The organism is Mesorhizobium sp. M0019 (genome assembly GCF_040323975.1).
Classification (GTDB): Bacteria; Pseudomonadota; Alphaproteobacteria; order Rhizobiales; family Rhizobiaceae; genus Mesorhizobium.
Map to the genome: position 1 here is coordinate 191966 of NZ_JAMYVK010000003.1, position 16843 is coordinate 208808.

The 16843-nt window shown below is 62.1% G+C and carries 14 protein-coding genes and 1 tRNA gene; 12 read left to right on the plus strand and 3 right to left on the minus strand.

Features of this window, described 5'->3' with window-relative positions; genetic code table 11:
- Nucleotides 1–3 precede the first annotated feature (3 nt).
- The 10 genes from nuoL (at nt 4) to NKK47_RS04455 (ending at nt 12231) form a co-directional block, all read left to right on the plus strand.
- On the plus strand, nt 4–1977 hold the full coding sequence (nuoL, locus tag NKK47_RS04410) for an NADH-quinone oxidoreductase subunit L (RefSeq protein ID WP_352458240.1): 1974 nt from the start codon (nt 4–6) through the stop codon (nt 1975–1977).
- Nucleotides 1977–3482: an NADH-quinone oxidoreductase subunit M gene (locus NKK47_RS04415; RefSeq protein WP_352575209.1), complete on the plus strand. Its 1506-nt coding sequence runs from the start codon at nt 1977–1979 to the stop codon at nt 3480–3482. Before nuoL ends, NKK47_RS04415 begins: the two co-directional genes overlap by 1 nt.
- An 18-nt stretch (nt 3483–3500) precedes the next feature.
- Nucleotides 3501–4937, plus strand: a complete 1437-nt coding sequence (gene nuoN, locus NKK47_RS04420) for an NADH-quinone oxidoreductase subunit NuoN (protein ID WP_352575211.1) — start codon at nt 3501–3503, stop codon at nt 4935–4937.
- A gap of 4 nt (nt 4938–4941) precedes the next feature.
- On the plus strand, nt 4942–5763 hold the full coding sequence (locus tag NKK47_RS04425; RefSeq protein WP_352575213.1) for a biotin--[acetyl-CoA-carboxylase] ligase: 822 nt from the start codon (nt 4942–4944) through the stop codon (nt 5761–5763).
- Nucleotides 5764–5882: 119 nt separating this feature from the next.
- A complete protein-coding gene (locus NKK47_RS04430) occupies nt 5883–7553 on the plus strand; it encodes a ribonuclease J (protein ID WP_352575215.1) in 1671 nt (556 codons plus the stop codon).
- A 140-nt stretch (nt 7554–7693) separates the two neighbouring features.
- Nucleotides 7694–8098 (plus strand): methylmalonyl-CoA epimerase, encoded by a 405-nt coding sequence (gene mce, locus NKK47_RS04435; protein WP_352450005.1) that lies wholly within the window; start codon nt 7694–7696, stop codon nt 8096–8098.
- Nucleotides 8095–8379 (plus strand): DUF1467 family protein, encoded by a 285-nt coding sequence (locus tag NKK47_RS04440; protein WP_254818117.1) that lies wholly within the window; start codon nt 8095–8097, stop codon nt 8377–8379. The genes mce and NKK47_RS04440 overlap by 4 nt, the downstream gene beginning before the upstream one ends.
- A gap of 560 nt (nt 8380–8939) precedes the next feature.
- Nucleotides 8940–10268 carry a proline--tRNA ligase gene (gene proS, locus NKK47_RS04445; protein ID WP_023676612.1) on the plus strand — a complete coding sequence of 443 codons (1329 nt, stop codon included), beginning with the start codon at nt 8940–8942 and terminating at the stop codon, nt 10266–10268.
- Nucleotides 10265–11551 carry a lipoprotein-releasing ABC transporter permease subunit gene (locus NKK47_RS04450; protein WP_352458234.1) on the plus strand — a complete coding sequence of 429 codons (1287 nt, stop codon included), beginning with the start codon at nt 10265–10267 and terminating at the stop codon, nt 11549–11551. The genes proS and NKK47_RS04450 overlap by 4 nt, the downstream gene beginning before the upstream one ends.
- Entirely contained in the window at nt 11548–12231 is a 684-nt protein-coding gene (locus NKK47_RS04455; RefSeq protein ID WP_023676610.1) for an ABC transporter ATP-binding protein, read from the plus strand. Before NKK47_RS04450 ends, NKK47_RS04455 begins: the two co-directional genes overlap by 4 nt.
- A gap of 387 nt (nt 12232–12618) precedes the next feature.
- Here NKK47_RS04455 and lipB read toward each other — a convergent pair whose 3' ends face one another.
- Nucleotides 12619–13362, minus strand: coding sequence for a lipoyl(octanoyl) transferase LipB (lipB, locus tag NKK47_RS04460; protein ID WP_352450002.1), 744 nt, complete (start codon nt 13360–13362; stop codon nt 12619–12621).
- A 175-nt stretch (nt 13363–13537) separates the two neighbouring features.
- Here lipB and NKK47_RS04465 point away from each other — a divergent pair.
- Together NKK47_RS04465 and NKK47_RS04470 are read left to right on the plus strand one after the other, a co-directional pair.
- Nucleotides 13538–13622 (plus strand) — tRNA-Leu (locus tag NKK47_RS04465).
- A 137-nt stretch (nt 13623–13759) separates the two neighbouring features.
- The gene (locus NKK47_RS04470) at nt 13760–15142 is read left to right on the plus strand and encodes a DUF6538 domain-containing protein (RefSeq protein WP_352575217.1); all 1383 of its coding nucleotides are present in this window, start codon (nt 13760–13762) and stop codon (nt 15140–15142) included.
- Here the strand turns inward: NKK47_RS04470 and NKK47_RS04475 are convergent.
- Nucleotides 15102–15476: a hypothetical protein gene (locus tag NKK47_RS04475; RefSeq protein ID WP_352575219.1), complete on the minus strand. Its 375-nt coding sequence runs from the start codon at nt 15474–15476 to the stop codon at nt 15102–15104. The two genes, NKK47_RS04470 and NKK47_RS04475, sit on opposite strands and share 41 nt — an antisense overlap.
- An 865-nt stretch (nt 15477–16341) precedes the next feature.
- Complete coding sequence (gene soxR / locus NKK47_RS04480; RefSeq protein ID WP_352458231.1) at nt 16342–16776, minus strand: redox-sensitive transcriptional activator SoxR; 435 nt, start codon at nt 16774–16776, stop codon at nt 16342–16344.
- Between the last annotated feature and the right edge of the window lie 67 nt (nt 16777–16843).

Below are 16843 nucleotides of genomic sequence, written 5' to 3' on the forward strand. Positions count from 1 at the left end.
ACCATGTATCAGGCCATCGTCTTCCTTCCGCTGCTCGGCTTCTTGATCGTCGGCCTGTTCGGCACTTCGCTCGGCGCCAAAGCTTCAGAATACATCACTTCCGGTTTCCTGGTGATTGCGGCTGTGCTGTCGTGGGTCGCCTTCTTCTCGGTCGGCTTCGGCGGCGGAGAGGTGTTCACCGTGCCGGTGATGCGCTGGATCCAGTCGGGCGGGCTGGAGGCGTCCTGGGCGCTCAGGATCGACACGCTGACGGTGGTGATGCTGGTCGTCGTCAACACGGTGTCGTCGCTGGTCCATATCTACTCGATCGGCTACATGCATCACGATCCGGACCGGCCGCGCTTCTTCGCCTATCTGTCGCTGTTTACCTTCGCCATGCTGATGCTGGTGACGGCCGACAACCTCGTGCAGATGTTCTTCGGCTGGGAAGGCGTCGGCCTTGCCTCCTATCTGCTGATCGGCTTCTGGTACAAGAAGCCGTCGGCCAATGCGGCTGCAATCAAGGCCTTCATCGTCAACCGCATCGGCGATTTCGGCTTTGCGCTCGGCATATTCGGCGTGTTCGTGCTGTTCGGCTCGGTCAATCTCGGCACCATCTTCGCCAATGCGGCGACGTTCATTCCGGCGGAAGGCGCGCCGCAAGGTGCGGCCGTGCTGACCTTCCTCGGCTATGCGCTCGACAAGCAGGCCGCGATGACGGTCGTCTGCCTGCTCCTGTTCATGGGCGCCATGGGCAAGTCGGCGCAGGTGCCGCTGCACACCTGGCTGCCGGATGCCATGGAGGGCCCGACGCCGGTCTCGGCACTGATCCATGCCGCCACCATGGTGACGGCAGGCGTGTTCATGCTGGCGCGGTTGTCGCCGCTGTTCGAGCTGTCGCATTCGGCACTGACGGTGGTCACCTTCATCGGCGCCTTCACCGCCTTCTTCGCGGCGACCGTCGGTCTCGTCCAGAACGACATCAAGCGCGTCATCGCCTATTCGACCTGTTCGCAGCTCGGCTACATGTTCGTGGCGCTCGGCGTCGGCGCCTATGGCGCGGCGATCTTCCATCTGTTCACGCACGCCTTCTTCAAGGCGCTGCTGTTCCTCGGCTCGGGCTCGGTCATCCACGCCGTCTCCGACGAGCAGGACATGCGCAAGATGGGCGGCCTGAGGACGCTCATTCCGAAAACGTACTGGATGATGGTGATCGGCACGCTGGCGCTGACCGGTGTCGGCATCCCGGTAACGATCATCGGCACGGCCGGCTTCTTCTCCAAGGACGCCATCATCGAAGCGGCCTTCGCCGGCCACAATGCGGTCGCCGCGTTTGCCTTCATATTGCTGGTCATTGCTGCCTGCTTCACCTCCTTCTACTCGTGGCGACTGATCTTCATGACCTTCCACGGCGAGCCGCGGGCCAGCCACGAGGTCATGCACCACGTCCATGAATCGCCGCCGGTCATGCTGGTGCCGCTGTTCATCCTGGCGGCGGGCGCGCTGTTTGCCGGCGTGATCTTCCACGGCGCCTTCATCGGCGAGGGCTATGCCGAATTCTGGAAGGCGTCGCTGTTCACGCTGCCGGACAACCACATCCTGCACGAAATCCACGAAGTGCCGTTGTGGGTCGAGCTGTCACCGTTCATCGCCATGCTGATCGGCTTTGCGATTGCCTGGCAGTTCTATATTCGCGCGCCGGAAATGCCTCGGAGCGTCGCCGCCAATCATCGCCTGCTCTACGCCTTCCTGCTCAACAAATGGTATTTCGACGAGCTCTACGACTTCCTGTTCGTGCGGCCGGCAAAGCGCCTCGGCAGCTTCCTGTGGAAGACCGGCGACGGCACCGTCATCGACGGGCTCGGGCCGGACGGCATTTCGGCGCGCGTCGTCGACGTCACCAACCGGGTCGTCAAGCTGCAGACCGGCTATCTTTACCACTATGCCTTCGCCATGCTGATCGGCGTTGCCGCACTCGTCACCTGGATGATGCTCTGATGACCGCCTGGCCGATCCTATCGCTGGTCACCTTCCTGCCGCTGGTTGGTGTGCTGCTCATCCTTTTCGTGCGTGACGACAGCGAGAACGCGCGCCGCAACATCCGCGCCATAGCACTGTTCACGACCGCGTTCACGTTTGTGATTTCGCTGTTCATCTGGACCGGCTTCGACAATTCGCAGCCCGGCTTCCAGTTCGTCGAGAAGTTTGCCTGGCTGGATTCCGGCATCTCCTACCATATGGGCGTAGACGGCATCTCCATGCTGTTCGTCATCCTGACCACCTTCCTGATGCCGCTCTGCATCCTCGCCTCGTGGGAATCGATCGAGAAGCGCGTCAAGGCCTATATGATTGCCTTCCTGCTGCTCGAGACGCTGATGATCGGCGTGTTCTGCGCGCTCGACATCGTCTTGTTCTATGTCTTCTTCGAAGCCGGCCTGATCCCGATGTTCATCATCATCGGCGTGTGGGGCGGCAAGCGGCGCGTCTATGCCTCGTTCAAGTTCTTCCTCTATACGCTGGCCGGCTCGGTGCTGATGCTGCTCGCCATCATGGCGATGTTCTTCCAGTCCGGCACCACCGACATCCCGACGCTTCTGACCCACAACTTCCCGGCCGATATGCAGACTTGGCTGTGGCTTGCCTTCTTCGCGTCCTTTGCGGTGAAGATGCCGATGTGGCCGGTGCACACCTGGCTGCCGGACGCGCATGTCGAGGCGCCGACGGCCGGCTCGGTGATCCTGGCCGCCATCCTGCTCAAGATGGGCGGGTACGGCTTCCTGCGCTTTTCGCTGCCGATGTTTCCGATCGCATCCGAAATGTTCGCGCCGCTGATCTTCACGCTCTCCGGCGTCGCCATCATCTACACCTCGCTGGTGGCGCTGATGCAGGAGGACATGAAGAAGCTGATCGCCTATTCGTCGGTCGCTCACATGGGCTTCGTTACCATGGGCATCTTCGCGATGAACCAGGAAGGCGTCCAGGGTTCGATCTTTCAGATGCTGTCGCACGGCCTGGTCTCCGGCGCGCTGTTCCTCTGCGTCGGCGTCGTCTATGACCGCATGCATACGCGTGACATCGACGCCTATGGCGGGTTGGTCAACAACATGCCGAAATATGCAACCGTGTTCATGATCTTCACCATGGCCAATGTCGGCCTGCCCGGCACCAGCGGCTTCGTCGGCGAGTTCCTGACCATGCTCGGCGTGTTCCGGGTCAACACCTGGGTAGCGTTCTTCGCCGCCACCGGCGTCATCCTTTCGGCGGCCTATGCGCTCTGGCTCTACCGCAAGGTGATCTTCGGCGCGCTGACCAAGGAAAGCCTGAAAGGCCTGCTCGACCTGTCGACGCGCGAGAAGGTGATCATCTATCCGCTGGTCGCGCTGGTCATCTTCTTCGGCGTCTATCCGGCGCCGATCTTCGACGCGACCGCCGAATCGGTCAAGGCGCTCGTTACCAATGTCACCGCATCCATCGGCGCCGCGCAGACCGCGGCGGCGAACTGACTGGGGGTTTTGCGAAACATGACGCCGGACCTTCTCTCAAGCCTGTCGCTCTCGACGCCAGAGCTGATCCTCGCCATCGGCGCCTTGGCGCTGTTGATGCTCGGCGCCTATTCGCGCGCCAACACCACCGTCACGGTGAGCGGCCTTGCCGTCGCCGTGCTGGTGATCGCCGGCGCCTGGCTGGTCTTTTCGCCGGGACAGGGCAACGCCTATGGCGAAGCCTTCATCCAGGATCCGTTCGCCCGCTTCATGAAGGTGCTGGCGCTCGTCGGCTCGGCGGTGACGCTGGTCATGTCGGTCCGCTTTGCCCAGGCGGAGCGTTTCGACAAGTTCGAATATCCGGTGCTGATCCTGCTCTGCACGCTCGGCATGATGCTGATGATCTCGGCCAACGGCATGATCGGGCTCTATCTCGGCCTCGAGCTGCAATCGCTGGCGATCTACGTGCTGGCGGCGATCAACCGGGACAATCTGCGCTCGACCGAGGCCGGGCTGAAGTATTTCGTCCTTGGCGCGCTGTCGTCGGGCATGCTGCTTTACGGTATCTCGCTGGTCTACGGCTACACCGGCAACACCGGCTTCCAGGAGATCGCCACGGCGCTGAGCGGCGGTGAGCGCCAGCTTGGGCTCGTCTTCGGCCTGGTTTTCGTGCTGGCCGGCCTTGCCTTCAAGATCTCGGCGGTGCCGTTCCATATGTGGACGCCCGACGTCTATGAAGGCGCGCCGACGCCGGTGACGGCTTTTCTGGCGGCGGCACCGAAGATGGCGGCGATGGCGCTGATGGTGCGCGTCACCATGGGCGCCTTCAAGCCGATCGCCGCCGACTGGCAGCAGATCATCGTCTTCATCTCGATCGCCTCGATGGCGCTTGGTGCCTTCGCCGCCATCGGCCAGACCAACATCAAACGGCTGATGGCCTATTCCTCCATCGGTCATATGGGTTATGCGCTGGTCGGCCTTGCCGCGAACAGCCAGGACGGCGTGCGCGGCGTCGCCATCTACATGCTGATCTATCTGGTGATGACGCTCGGCACCTTCGCCTTCATCCTCGCCATGCGGCGCAAGGAGGGCAATGTCGAGCAGATCAGCGATCTCGCCGGCCTGTCGGCGACCAATCCGATCATGGCGACGATCCTCACCATCCTGATGTTCTCGCTGGCCGGCATCCCGCCGCTCGCCGGCTTCTGGGGGAAATGGTACGTGTTCCTCGCCGCCATCAATGCCAACCTCTACGCGCTGGCGATCATCGGCGTGCTCGCCTCTGTGGTGGGCGCCTACTATTATCTGCGTATCATCAAGATCATGTGGTTCGACGAACCGGTCGGCGGCTTCGTGCCGATGGCGTCCGAACTGCGCGTCGTGCTCGGTGTCTGTGGCGCCTTCGTGCTGTTCTACGTGCTGATCGGCGGCCCGATCGGAACCTACGCCGCTGCCGCGGCCAAGACCTTCTTCTGACGGAATGACGTTCAGGCTGGCCCCAACCGCGGCTTCGGACGGGTTCCGGCTCGAGGCGCACGACACGGTCGGCTCCACCAACGCGCTGGCGCTGGAGCACGCACGGGCCGGCGATCCGGGCAAACTCTGGGTCGTCTCAAAAAAGCAGGAAGCCGGGCGTGGCCGCCGTGGCCGCGTCTGGGCGACGCCCGAGGGCAATCTGGCGGCGACGCTGCTGGTGATCACCAACACCGAGCTTCGGCTTGCCGCGACGCTCGGCTTCGTTGCCGGACTGGCGCTGGCCGACGCGCTCGACGCTGTCGTGCCGAAGGGCAGGATCGCGATCGGCCTCGATGGTGCGAGCCAAGGCAAGAACCGTTTCGAACTGAAATGGCCGAACGATGTGCTTGCCTCGGGCGCCAAGCTCGCCGGCATCCTGCTGGAATCGGCGATGCTGGATGGTGGCCGTTCCGCGGTGGCTCTCGGTGTCGGCGTCAACGTGGTGGCTTATCCCAAGGATTTGCCTTATCCAGCGACGTCGCTCAGCGCGCTGGGGTCTGCTTGCGATGCCGAGACGCTGTTCCTGGCGCTGTCGGATACATGGAGCGAGAATGCGCGGCTGTGGAACGAAGGGCGCGGGCTTGCCGCCGTCAGGCGGCGCTGGCTGGCGCGTGCGGCGGGGCTTGGCGGGCAGGTTGCTGTCAGAATTGACGGTAATGTGGTGCGCGGCACCTTCGAGACCATTGACGAGGACTGCCGTTTCGTGATCCGCGACGATCAAGGTTCGGTTCTGACGATCGCCGCCGGCGACGTGCATTTCGGCGCGGTTGCCTCGGCCGGCGTTTGACCGGCCAATACGTTTGACTGGCCAGGTATTTGACCAGCTTGAATTTGACCGGCCGACAATTTTGACCGGCCGACAATTTTGACCGGCCCACAATTTTGACCGGCAAGGAAGGAAAGACCATGGCGATAGCGGAAAACGCCGAACTTGTCTTCGTGCCGCTCGGCGGTGTCGGCGAGATCGGCATGAACTTCGCCCTCTACGGCTATGGGCCGGCCAATGCGCGCGAATGGATCGTGGTCGACGTCGGCGTCACTTTTCCCGATGCAACCCTGCCCGGCGTCGACCTGGTTCTGCCCGACACGCGTTTCATCGAGGAGAACGTCGCCAATCTGCGCGGCATCGTCATCACCCATGCGCATGAGGACCATTACGGCGCGCTCCACGACATCTGGCCGAAGCTCAAGGCGCCGGTGTGGATGACGCCGTTCAGCGCCGGCCTGCTGGAAGCCAAGCGGCAGGGCGAGCAAGGGGCGCCGAAGATCCCGGTGACGATCTACCGGGCCGGCGAGAAATTCACCGTCGGCCCGTTCGAGATCGAGGCGATCCCTGTTGCGCACTCCATTCCCGAACCGATGTCGCTGGCGATCACGACGCCGGCCGGCGTCGTCATCCATACCGGCGACTGGAAGATCGATCCGGCGCCGACGGTCGGGCCGATGACCGACGAGGCGCGCTTCCGAGCCTATGGCGACAAGGGCGTGCTGGCGCTGGTCTGCGATTCCACCAATGCGATGCGGGAAGGGGAATCGCCGTCCGAAGTGGCGGTGGGCGAGGGCCTCAAGAGCGTCATCCAGAACGCCAAGGGCCGGGTCGCCGTCACCAGCTTCTCCTCCAATGTCGGCCGTATCGTCTCCATCGCCAAGGCGGCGCGGGATGCCGGCCGCCAGTGCCTGGTGATTGGCCGCTCGATGAAGCGCGTCATCGATGTGGCTGATGAACTCGGCTATATGGACGGGTTGCCGGAATTCATCGCCGAGGAGGATTACGGCTTCATCCCGCGCGAAAACCTCGTCATCATCTGCACCGGCAGCCAGGGCGAGCCGCTTGCCGCACTTGCCAAGCTGTCGCGCGACGAGATGAAGTCGGTGGCGCTGACGGCCGGCGACACGGTGGTGTTTTCCTCGCGCACCATTCCCGGCAACGAGAAGGCGATCCTCGAAATCAAAAACCGCCTGATCGATCTCGGCATCAAGATCATCGAGGACGGCGATGCGCTGGTGCATGTCTCCGGCCATCCACGCCGCAGCGAATTGCGCAAGATGTATGAATGGGTGCGGCCGCAGATCGGCGTGCCCGCGCATGGCGAAGCGGCGCATCTGGTGGCGCACGGCTCGCTGATGTCGACGTCCGGCATCGGCCAGGTCGCGCAGGTGCGCGACGGCGACATGCTCAGGCTGTATCCGGGTGCCGCCGCCATCATCGACCAGGTGCCGTTCGGCCGCATCTACAAGGACGGAAGGCTGATCGGCACCGACCAGGCGATGGGCATTCGCGACCGCCGCAAGCTGTCCTTTGCCGGCCATGTCGCCGTCAATGTCGTGCTCGACGACAAATACGAGCTTGCCGGCGATCCCGATCTCGTCGCCATCGGCGTCGCCGAGGCCGACGGCAGCGGCGAGAGCCTGGAAGACCTGATGATCGATGCGGCAATCGGCGCCGTGGACTCCATCCCCCGCCAGCGCCGAAAAGACCTCGACCTGGTCCAGGAGGCGGTGCGGCGCGCGGTGCGCGGCGCGGCCAACGAAGCCTGGGGCAAGAAGCCGCTGGTGACGGTGTTCGTCACGAGGTGACGAACAAGGGAGTAGGGGAGTAGGGCAGTAAGGGAGTAGGGAAGTAGGAGGTAGGAGCGCAAACAGATGCACTTCTAGATCCTTTTTTCCCTACTCCCCTACTGCCTTACTCCCCTACTCCCCTAACCCGGGAGTACGCTATGCTCGGACGCCTCAACCATGTCGCGCTTGCGGTGCCGGATCTGGCCGCGGCTGCGGCGGTCTATCGCGATACGCTTGGCGCGCGCGTGACCGCGCCGCAGGCGCTGCCGGAGCATGGCGTTACGGTGGTGTTCGTCGACGTCGGCAACACCAGGATCGAGTTGCTCGAGCCGCTCGGCGAAGCCTCGCCGATCGCCGCATTCCTCGCGAAGAATCCGTCCGGCGGCATGCACCATGTCTGCTATGAGGTGGACGACATTGTTGCGGCGCGCGACCGTCTCAAGGCCAGCGGCGCGCGCGTGCTGGGCGACGGCAATCCGAAGATCGGCGCACATGGCAAGCCGGTATTGTTTCTGCACCCCAAGGATTTCTTCGGCACGCTGGTCGAACTGGAGCAAGCATGAGTTGGGTTTCGTTTGTCGCCCTGTTCTTCGCCACATGGTGGGTGGTGTTGTTCGCCGTCCTGCCGTTCAGCATGCGGACGCAGGACGAGGATCGGGACGTGACGCTTGGCACGGTTCCGAGCGCACCGCGCGGACCGCACATGCTGCGCGCGGCGCTGCGCACGACGATCGCCACGCTGGTCCTCATGGGTATCTTCTACGGCATCACGAGAGGGCTTGGCCTCGGTATCGACGACATCCCGCACATCGTGCCGGATTTCAACCAGAGCCCAGCGCATTAGCCGGCTACCTACCGTGTCCGACTATCCCAGCCTAGCCGAGGCTCTGAAATCAAGCTGAGCCAGCAAGGTCAACCCAAAGTAAAGGCCGGGGCGGGTTTGGGCTGACGCAACGTCATGTAGTTTGGTAATCTGTCGTGCTAACCAGATGATTGCACAAAAAAAATGCAAGGCGCGAGGCCTTGCAATTTAAACGCGTCCGATCTGTTTCCGGTGTCCGGCGGCAGCGAGTTACCGCGCCTAGATCGCATCCTCCCAAGACTTTGACCGCGTAGGAGGGCAGATTTTTCTCCGCCCTCTCGGTTATGGGGGCACACTAGCCTAAGGCGGGTGAAAATGTCACGAAGAATTTTGCTCGGAAACAGGCAATCTCGTGCTGCAGTGCACAATAGTACGGCAGGCGTTGCTTGCGAAACGCCCAGCAAGCCGTGTGCGGCAATTGCGGCGTCTATGCAGCGCCTGGGCCGGGTTTCCATTCCGCCATGAAATGGCTATGAAGCCGGGGCAAGCAAGCCAGCGCTGCGCCGATTCCGGCGCCGCCATCCTCTCTCACGGACCAGTCCATGCGTTTGTCGCGCTATTTCCTGCCCATTCTCAAAGAAAATCCGCGCGAGGCCGAGATCGTCTCGCATCGGCTGATGCTGCGCGCCGGCATGATCCGCCAGCAGGGGCAGGGCAGCTTTTCCTGGCTGCCGCTCGGCAAGCGGGTGCTGGACAAGGTCTGCCGGATCATTCGCGAGGAGCAGAATCGCGCCGGCGCGCTCGAAATCCTGATGCCGACCATCCAATCGGCCGAGCTGTGGCGCGAAAGTGGCCGCTATGAAGATTACGGCAAGGAGATGCTGCGCATCAAGGACCGGCAAGACCGCGATATGCTCTACGGGCCGACCAACGAGGAGATGGTCACCGAGATCTTCCGCTCCTACGTCAAGTCCTACAAGGACCTGCCGCTCAATCTCTATCACATCCAGTGGAAGTTTCGCGACGAGGTGCGCCCGCGCTTCGGCGTCATGCGTTCGCGCGAATTCCTGATGAAGGACGCCTACTCCTTCGACCTCGATTATGAAGGCGCCAAGGCCGCCTACAACCGCATGTTCGTGTCCTATCTCAGGACGTTTACGCGCATGGGTCTGCAGGCGATCCCGATGCGCGCCGACACTGGGCCGATAGGCGGCGACCTCAGCCATGAGTTCATCATCCTGGCCGACACCGGCGAGAGCCAGGTGTTTTGCCATCGCGACTATCTTTCGCTGGCAGTGCCCGGGGCGAACACCGATTTTTCGAACGACGCCGAGATCGGCGGCATCGTCAAGACGTGGACGACGCCCTATGCCGCCACCGACGAAATGCATGACGAGGCGGCATGGGAAAAGCTCTCCGAAGGCGACAAGGTCTCGGCGCGCGGCATCGAGGTCGGCCATATCTTCCATTTCGGCGACAAATATTCCAAGCCGATGGGCGCCAAGGTGACCGGCCCGGACGGCAAGGATCATTTTGTCTCTGGCGGTTCCTACGGCATCGGCCCGTCGCGGCTGGTAGCGGCGATCATCGAGGCCAGCCATGACGATAACGGCATCATCTGGCCGGAAGCGGTGGCGCCGTTCGACATCGGCCTGATCAACATGAAGGCTGGCGATGCCGAATGCGACCGCGTCTGCGGCGAGCTGAATGCCGCCTTTGCCGCCGCCGGCAAGGAGGTGCTCTACGACGACACCGACCAGCGGCCGGGCGGCAAGTTCGCCACCGCCGACCTGATCGGGCTCCCGTGGCAGGTGATCGTCGGGCCGCGTGGTGTCGCCGCCGGCGAGGTCGAAATCAAGAACCGCAGGACCGGCGAGCGCGAGACGCTGCCGATCGGCGACGTGAAAAAGCGTTTCGGTGCCGCCGTATGAGTGAAGCGGCAGCAGCCAAACCTTCGGCGGCAGGACCCTTTTCCGGCTTCGAGCGCATGGTGGCGTGGCGCTATCTGCGCTCGCGCCGCAAGGAGACGGTGATCTCGGTGATCGCCTCGATCTCCTTCCTCGGCATCATGCTGGGCGTTGCCACGCTGATCGTCGTCATGGCGGTCATGAACGGCTTTCGCGCCGAACTGCTGACGCGCATCCTTGGCGTCAACGGGCACCTGATCGTGCAGCCGCTCGACATGCCGCTGGAGGACTATGACCAGGTCGCCGGCCGCATCAACGGCGTGCCCGGCGTTAAATACGCCATTCCGCTGATCGACGGGCAGGTGCTGGCGCAAGGCAATGTCGGCGGCGGCACCGGCGCGCTGGTGCGCGGCATACGCGGCGAGGATCTCGGCAAGATCACGATCGTCGCCAACAACATCAAGGCGGGCTCGATCGTCGGCTTCGACACCGGCGAGGGCGTCGCCATCGGCAGCCGCATGGCCGAGAATCTCGGCCTTGTGCTCGGCGATACCATCACGCTGATCTCGCCCGAGGGCGACGTCACGCCGCTCGGCACGACGCCGCGCATGAAAGGCTATCCGATAACCGCGATCTTCGAGGTCGGCATGTCGGAATATGACAGCTCCATCGTCTACATGCCGTTTTCGGAAGCGCAGCTTTATTTCAACATGGACGGCAGGGCGCAGACGATCGAGATCTACGCCGACAATCCCGACAATATCGACGCGCTGAAGCCGAAGGTCGAAGAGGCGGCGCAACGGCCGATCACCCTCGTCGATTGGCGGGAGCGTAACAAGACGTTTTTCGACGCGCTGCAGGTCGAGCGCAACGTCATGTTCATGATCCTGACGCTGATCGTGCTGGTGGCGGCGCTCAACATCATTTCGGGCCTGATCATGCTGGTGAAGGACAAGGGCCACGACATCGCCATCCTGCGCACCATGGGCGCCACGCGCGGCGCGATCCTGCGCATCTTCCTGATGACCGGGGCTGCGATCGGCGTTGTCGGCACCATCGCCGGCGTGCTGCTCGGCATCGTGATCTGCCTCAACGTCGAGCGCATCCGCCAGTTCTTCTCCTGGCTGGCCAACGAGCGGCTGTTCAATCCCGAGCTTTATTTCCTGAGCCAGCTGCCGGCGCGCATGGATGCCAGCGAGACGATCTCGGTTGTTCTCATGGCTTTGGCGCTGTCGTTCCTGGCGACACTGTTTCCGGCGTGGCGCGCTGCCAGGCTCGATCCGGTCGAAGCGCTGAGGTACGAATGATGGCCGAGGCCATTATCGAGCTGAAGAGCGTCGAACGCCATTATGTACAGGGGCCGCGCAAGCTGACCATCCTGAACGGCGCCGATTTTTCGCTGAAGCGTGGCGAGATGGTGGCGCTTGTGGCGCCGTCGGGCACCGGCAAGTCGACGCTGCTCCACACGGCCGGGCTGCTGGAGCGACCGGACGCCGGCGACGTGATCCTGGCGGGGCGCGCCTGCGGCCGGCTTTCCGACGACGAGCGCACGGCGATCCGCCGCAACGATGTCGGCTTCGTCTACCAGTTCCATCATTTGTTGCCTGAGTTTTCTGCGCTGGAAAACATCATGATGCCGCAGCTGATAAAAGGGCTGCCGCGCAAGGAGGCGGCCGAGCGGGCGGCGCAATTGCTCGACTATATGCAGATCGGCAAGCGGGCACAGCATCGCCCCTCCGAGCTCTCCGGCGGCGAGCAGCAGCGGGTCGCCATTGCGCGTGCCGTCGCCAATGCGCCGCTGGTGCTTTTGGCCGACGAGCCGACCGGCAATCTCGACCCGGTGACCGCTTCCTATGTGTTCGAGGCGCTGGCAGCACTGGTCCGGCAATCGGGCCTGGCGGCGCTCATCGCCACCCACAATCACGAGCTCGCCTCGCGCATGGACCGCCGCGTGACGCTGTCCGACGGCAAGGTTGTGCCGCTTTAGGGTGCGCTGCAATTGAGGCGATGACGGCCCGCGAGCTGCCGTGCGCCGTCCCGCCGCTTTCGCGCGCCTGTCGGCCCCGAAACGCTCGGCATCTCCTTCTCAACCCTTTCTTAACCCTGTCGAAATGACCGAGCGCAATTCGGGTGACGCCCGGACTGCGATCGTTGACATTCGAACAAAACTAGAACAAAATACGAACATACTAACAACAGGAGAGAGTTATGACCGATCTTGTTCAGGATGTCGTCTCGCTGGTGTGCATGAGCACGTTCCTCATTTCCATGGCAATCTGGATCGGCGCGATGTGAGGATTGAGCTCAAGGGCGGGCTCGATGCTGATGAGCGAGGGCCGCCTTCGCATATTGGCGCAGGCATTGGGCGAGTGTTTCAGCCGGCCTTGCGGGACACTTCGACAGGCGACACCGCGGCGGGCCCGAACACGTCCTCGAAAGCGGATTTCAGCGCCAGGTCGAGGTCGGCCATGGTCACGGGAAGGCCGAGGTCGACAAGGCTGGTGACGCCGTGATCCTGGACGCCGCACGGCACGATGCCGCTGAAATGGCTAAGGTCCGGCTCGACATTGATGGCGATGCCGTGAAAGCTCACCCAGCGCCTCAGCCTGATGCCGATGGCGGCGATCTTGTCCTCGGCCGCCGAGCCGTCGGGCAAAGCGGGGCGGTCCGGCCGAACCACCCAGACGCCGACGCGGTCCTCGCGGCGTTCGCCGCGTACGTTGAAGGCGGCCAGCGAGCCGATGATCCATTGTTCGAGTGCGGCGACGAAGGCGCGGACATCCTCGCGCCGCCGCTTCAGGTCGAGCATGACGTAGGCGACTCGCTGGCCCGGCCCATGATAGGTGTATTCGCCGCCACGCCCGGCGGCAAAGACCGGGAAACGGTCCGGCTCGATCAGGTCCTCGATGCGGGCGCTGGTGCCGGCGGTGTAGAGCGGCGGGTGCTCGACCAGCCAGACCATCTCGCCGGCGGCGCCGCTGCGGATTGCCTCGGCGCGCGCCTCCATCACGGCGAGCGCATCGGGATAGGCGGTGAGCCCGGGCTCGATGCGCCATTCGACCGGCGCCGAGCCGGGCAAGGGCAGGAACGACGTGGCGATCTGGCTGCGTTCTGTCATGATATCTCGTCTCGCCACTCATATGGCGGCAATCGGTACAAACGTCCAGTTCCGGCACGTTCGGCCCTTGAAGAGTTATGCCGATGTCCGGCCGATTATTGCTGGCCGCGCACTTGTTTCACCGGAAACGATTTGCTACACGCCGCGGGCCGGTTGGTTCCGGCTCCTACCACGTGCGGTCGTGGCGGAATTGGTAGACGCGCAGCGTTGAGGTCGCTGTGGGGCAACCCGTGGAAGTTCGAGTCTTCTCGACCGCACCATCAAATTCGTGAACTTGGCCCTCTAAGCCATTGAAACTCCAGTCCGGCAGAGCACCCGTTGATGAGGGCGCTTGGCGTTCTTGCCGAAATGCGATACAATTTGGGATACAAACTGAGATACATCGCGAGTTTGGCCCATGCGAAAAGAGGCCGTCGCAGAGCCCGCCAGAGACCCGGATCGCTACCTCGTCCAGCGCGACGGAATTTTCTATTATCATCGGCGAATGCCCGCCAAGATGGTCGGCATCGACGATCGCGGCAGGTTCATTCGCAAGTCCCTGGGAACGGACGAACGCCGCCTCGCACGTGCCATGCGCGACAAGCTCGAAGACGCGGACAAGACCCTGTGGGCGGTGCTTCTTTGCGGCGGCGAGACAAGGTCAGCACTCGATCAGTATCGCGACGCCGTTCGCCGGGCTGAAGCCATGGGCGTTTCCTACCTTTCAAATGGACAGGTGGCAGGCTTTCAGAATGTCGATTCAATTTTAAAGCGTGTCGAGGCGCTGGAGCGCGTTCAAGCGGCCCCCGCGGTCGCCGACGCTCTCCTCGGCGGGGTGCAGGTGCCGCCGGTCAAAGTCTCCAAAGCTTTTGATCTCTACGCCGATGAGATCATGGCCCATGAAGTCGCGGGTAAGAGCCAGTCGCAGCGCCGAATGTGGAAGAAGGTAAAGCAGAGAGCCGTAAACAATTTCGTTGCCCTGGTTGGTGACAAGCCGATCGGCGACGTCACGCGTGAAGACGGACTGACCTTCTACCGGTTCTGGCTCAAGCGCATCGCGCCGCCGCCAGACATCGGAGCCGCGACACATTCGGCGTCTGCCGGCAATCGAGACCTCGGCAACATGCGGGATCTCTACAGGCGTTATTTCGCTCATTTGGGCGAGGAACAAAAAGGCACCCCATTCGATGACCTCCGCTTTTCGGAGCGTGGCAAGCGCCGTCGTAAACGGCCGTCATTCGAACCCAAATGGATAACCGATCAGATCATGAGGCCGGGCGCTTTAGCATCCCTGGATGCTCAAGCGCGTCGCTGCGTTCTGGCGCTGATCGAGACAGGCACACGCCCAAGCGAGATATGCAATGTTGATGAGACCGTGATCTTCCTTGACACGCCGGTTCCGTATGTTCGCATTACCCCACGAGAGGACGCCGATGATCCGCGCGAGATCAAGACCGAATGGTCAGTGCGAGATGTACCGCTGGTAGGCGTCGCGCTGGAAGTTTTTAAGAAAAATCCGCAGGGCTTTCCGCGCTACCGCAATCGTGAAGAGGCGCTTTCTGCAAACCTCAATAAATTCTTTAAAACACACAAACTTTTCCCGACACCGAAGCACAAGATTTATTCGCTCCGGCACAGTTTCGAGGATCGTATGAAGGAGGCAGGTATCGACAGCGAGCTTCGCAAAATCTTGATGGGCCATACGATAGAGCGTGTAGAGTATGGTACGGGCGGATCGTTGCAATGGCGACGAGACGAACTCAAAAAAATTGCTTTGCCTTTCGATCCCGAGATCGTTTGAGCCGTTCCTGGACGCGCAGCATTGCGCCCATCTCTGCAATCAATTTCTTCTTCTCCCGTTCAAAACGCTCGTAAATCGGGAGATACGCTCGTCCTTTGTTGCCAGCCTTGTGGATAGCTAGGGCGAGCGTATCCAGAGCGCGGTCAATTCTGTCTAAGGTCACGGGCTCAGGAACAGTGCTTACCTGTGGCAGAACACAGGTCATTGTCTGTCCCGTCTGTTTCCTGTTCGGCGATGACACAGACGAGATAATGGCAGCAGGCGCAGGTGAGAAAAGCGGTTTGCCTCCCGCATCGTGCAGCGGCGATACTTCGACGTAGAAATCGGAAAACACGCTTGCGGCAACTCTGCACTGTCAGATGCAGCTAGCCACATCCGGCCACATGAATTGCTGAGCGGACTCAGACGGGTCGATGCCCTTGAACCGGACACGAGACCGAATCGATCCGCAGGCTGTCGGCGGGCCGGAATGCCTCATCCGATCCGACCAAACCGATCGGAGGACGCAGGCAATGCCGGATTTGGTGGGCTATAATTACCTGAGGAGAGGCAATCAGCTGATCCGGATCAGTGCGTGGGAGCGCGAGTATCTCGGGAGGTCGCTTATGATTATCTTATCATTAGCATTCCTCGATATTGCGGCACCTTTGGGGTGAGTTTGACAAGCTTCACACGGCGATCGCTTGGCAGGAAATCGGTCATGAGATTCGTGTCGGTTCAATGATGGGCGGGACCAACTGCGCCGAAAGCGAACAAATTCGAATACTTAATGTAAAGTCTTGGGTCATGCTGTCCGAATGCAGTACCGTGCGGGCGATCAGCCAACGATTGGCGAAATTTTGAACAGGCTACCATTACCGATGGCCTACACACCGTTTTCGTCCTTCGTTGCCGCAAGAAAGGTATCGCCAACCGCCGGATCAATCCGATCAGCCTGTGGCAACGCGCAACGGCTCCAATGCTCAGCGTTTCGGGGGGCTGAAGAGGTTGATGACTGCCGCACCCGGAGCAGTTCGACGTATTTCCTTATTTCGCTTGGCCCGCTGAAATGCAGCCGCATCTTTAGAAGGAACGAACCGTCTGGCAGGACGGCGCAAGCAATTGATGGCAACGCCGTCGAGTGGATCGAGAAAGTCAGCGACAAACGATACCGCCGCTGAACGTTACCGGTCCGCAGCGTCTCGCACTTGGCTGCCAACTCACCCCAGCCAATACCTCGGCCCCGGCCCCTTGCGTCCTGCCATATCGGCAGGGTTCGCAAGGCTACACCGGTCGATCGACAGGCAGCCGCAACCGATGCACTCGGTAAGCCCCGACCTCAGGCGCTGCAACTCGGCGATGCGCTGGTCGATGCGCTTGGTCCACTGGCTTGACAACCGCGACCAATCCCGACGCGACGGCACGCGATCGGCTGGCAACTTGGCCAGCTCGGCGCCGATCTCCTCGAGCGTCAGCCCAATTCGCTGCGCGAAGACGATGAAGGCGATCCGGCGCAGCACGGATCGCGGATAGCGTCGGTGTCCCGAGCCGGCCCGCTCGGACCCGATCAGCCCGCGCTCCTCGTAGAAGCGCAGGGCCGATGAGGCGACGCCGCTGCGCCGTGACACGTCGGTGATGGTCAGCATGGAATCCATGCATGAACGAAAGCACAATTCCCGCTTGACTTCAAGTTAACTTGAACTTGTAGCAAGAGGCATGCGG

Coding starts and splice junctions, on each gene's coding strand:
- nuoL (WP_352458240.1), top strand. CDS start 4: ATGTATCAGGCCATCGTCTTCCTTCCGCTGCTCGGCTTCTTGATCGTC.
- proS (WP_023676612.1), top strand. CDS start 8,940: ATGCGTTTGTCGCGCTATTTCCTGCCCATTCTCAAAGAAAATCCGCGC.
- NKK47_RS04455 (WP_023676610.1), top strand. CDS start 11,548: ATGATGGCCGAGGCCATTATCGAGCTGAAGAGCGTCGAACGCCATTAT.
- NKK47_RS04450 (WP_352458234.1), top strand. CDS start 10,265: ATGAGTGAAGCGGCAGCAGCCAAACCTTCGGCGGCAGGACCCTTTTCC.
- NKK47_RS04440 (WP_254818117.1), top strand. CDS start 8,095: ATGAGTTGGGTTTCGTTTGTCGCCCTGTTCTTCGCCACATGGTGGGTG.
- mce (WP_352450005.1), top strand. CDS start 7,694: ATGCTCGGACGCCTCAACCATGTCGCGCTTGCGGTGCCGGATCTGGCC.
- NKK47_RS04415 (WP_352575209.1), top strand. CDS start 1,977: ATGACCGCCTGGCCGATCCTATCGCTGGTCACCTTCCTGCCGCTGGTT.
- NKK47_RS04470 (WP_352575217.1), top strand. CDS start 13,760: ATGCGAAAAGAGGCCGTCGCAGAGCCCGCCAGAGACCCGGATCGCTAC.
- NKK47_RS04425 (WP_352575213.1), top strand. CDS start 4,942: ATGACGTTCAGGCTGGCCCCAACCGCGGCTTCGGACGGGTTCCGGCTC.
- lipB (WP_352450002.1), bottom strand. CDS start 13,362: ATGACAGAACGCAGCCAGATCGCCACGTCGTTCCTGCCCTTGCCCGGC.
- nuoN (WP_352575211.1), top strand. CDS start 3,501: ATGACGCCGGACCTTCTCTCAAGCCTGTCGCTCTCGACGCCAGAGCTG.
- NKK47_RS04430 (WP_352575215.1), top strand. CDS start 5,883: ATGGCGATAGCGGAAAACGCCGAACTTGTCTTCGTGCCGCTCGGCGGT.
- soxR (WP_352458231.1), bottom strand. CDS start 16,776: ATGGATTCCATGCTGACCATCACCGACGTGTCACGGCGCAGCGGCGTC.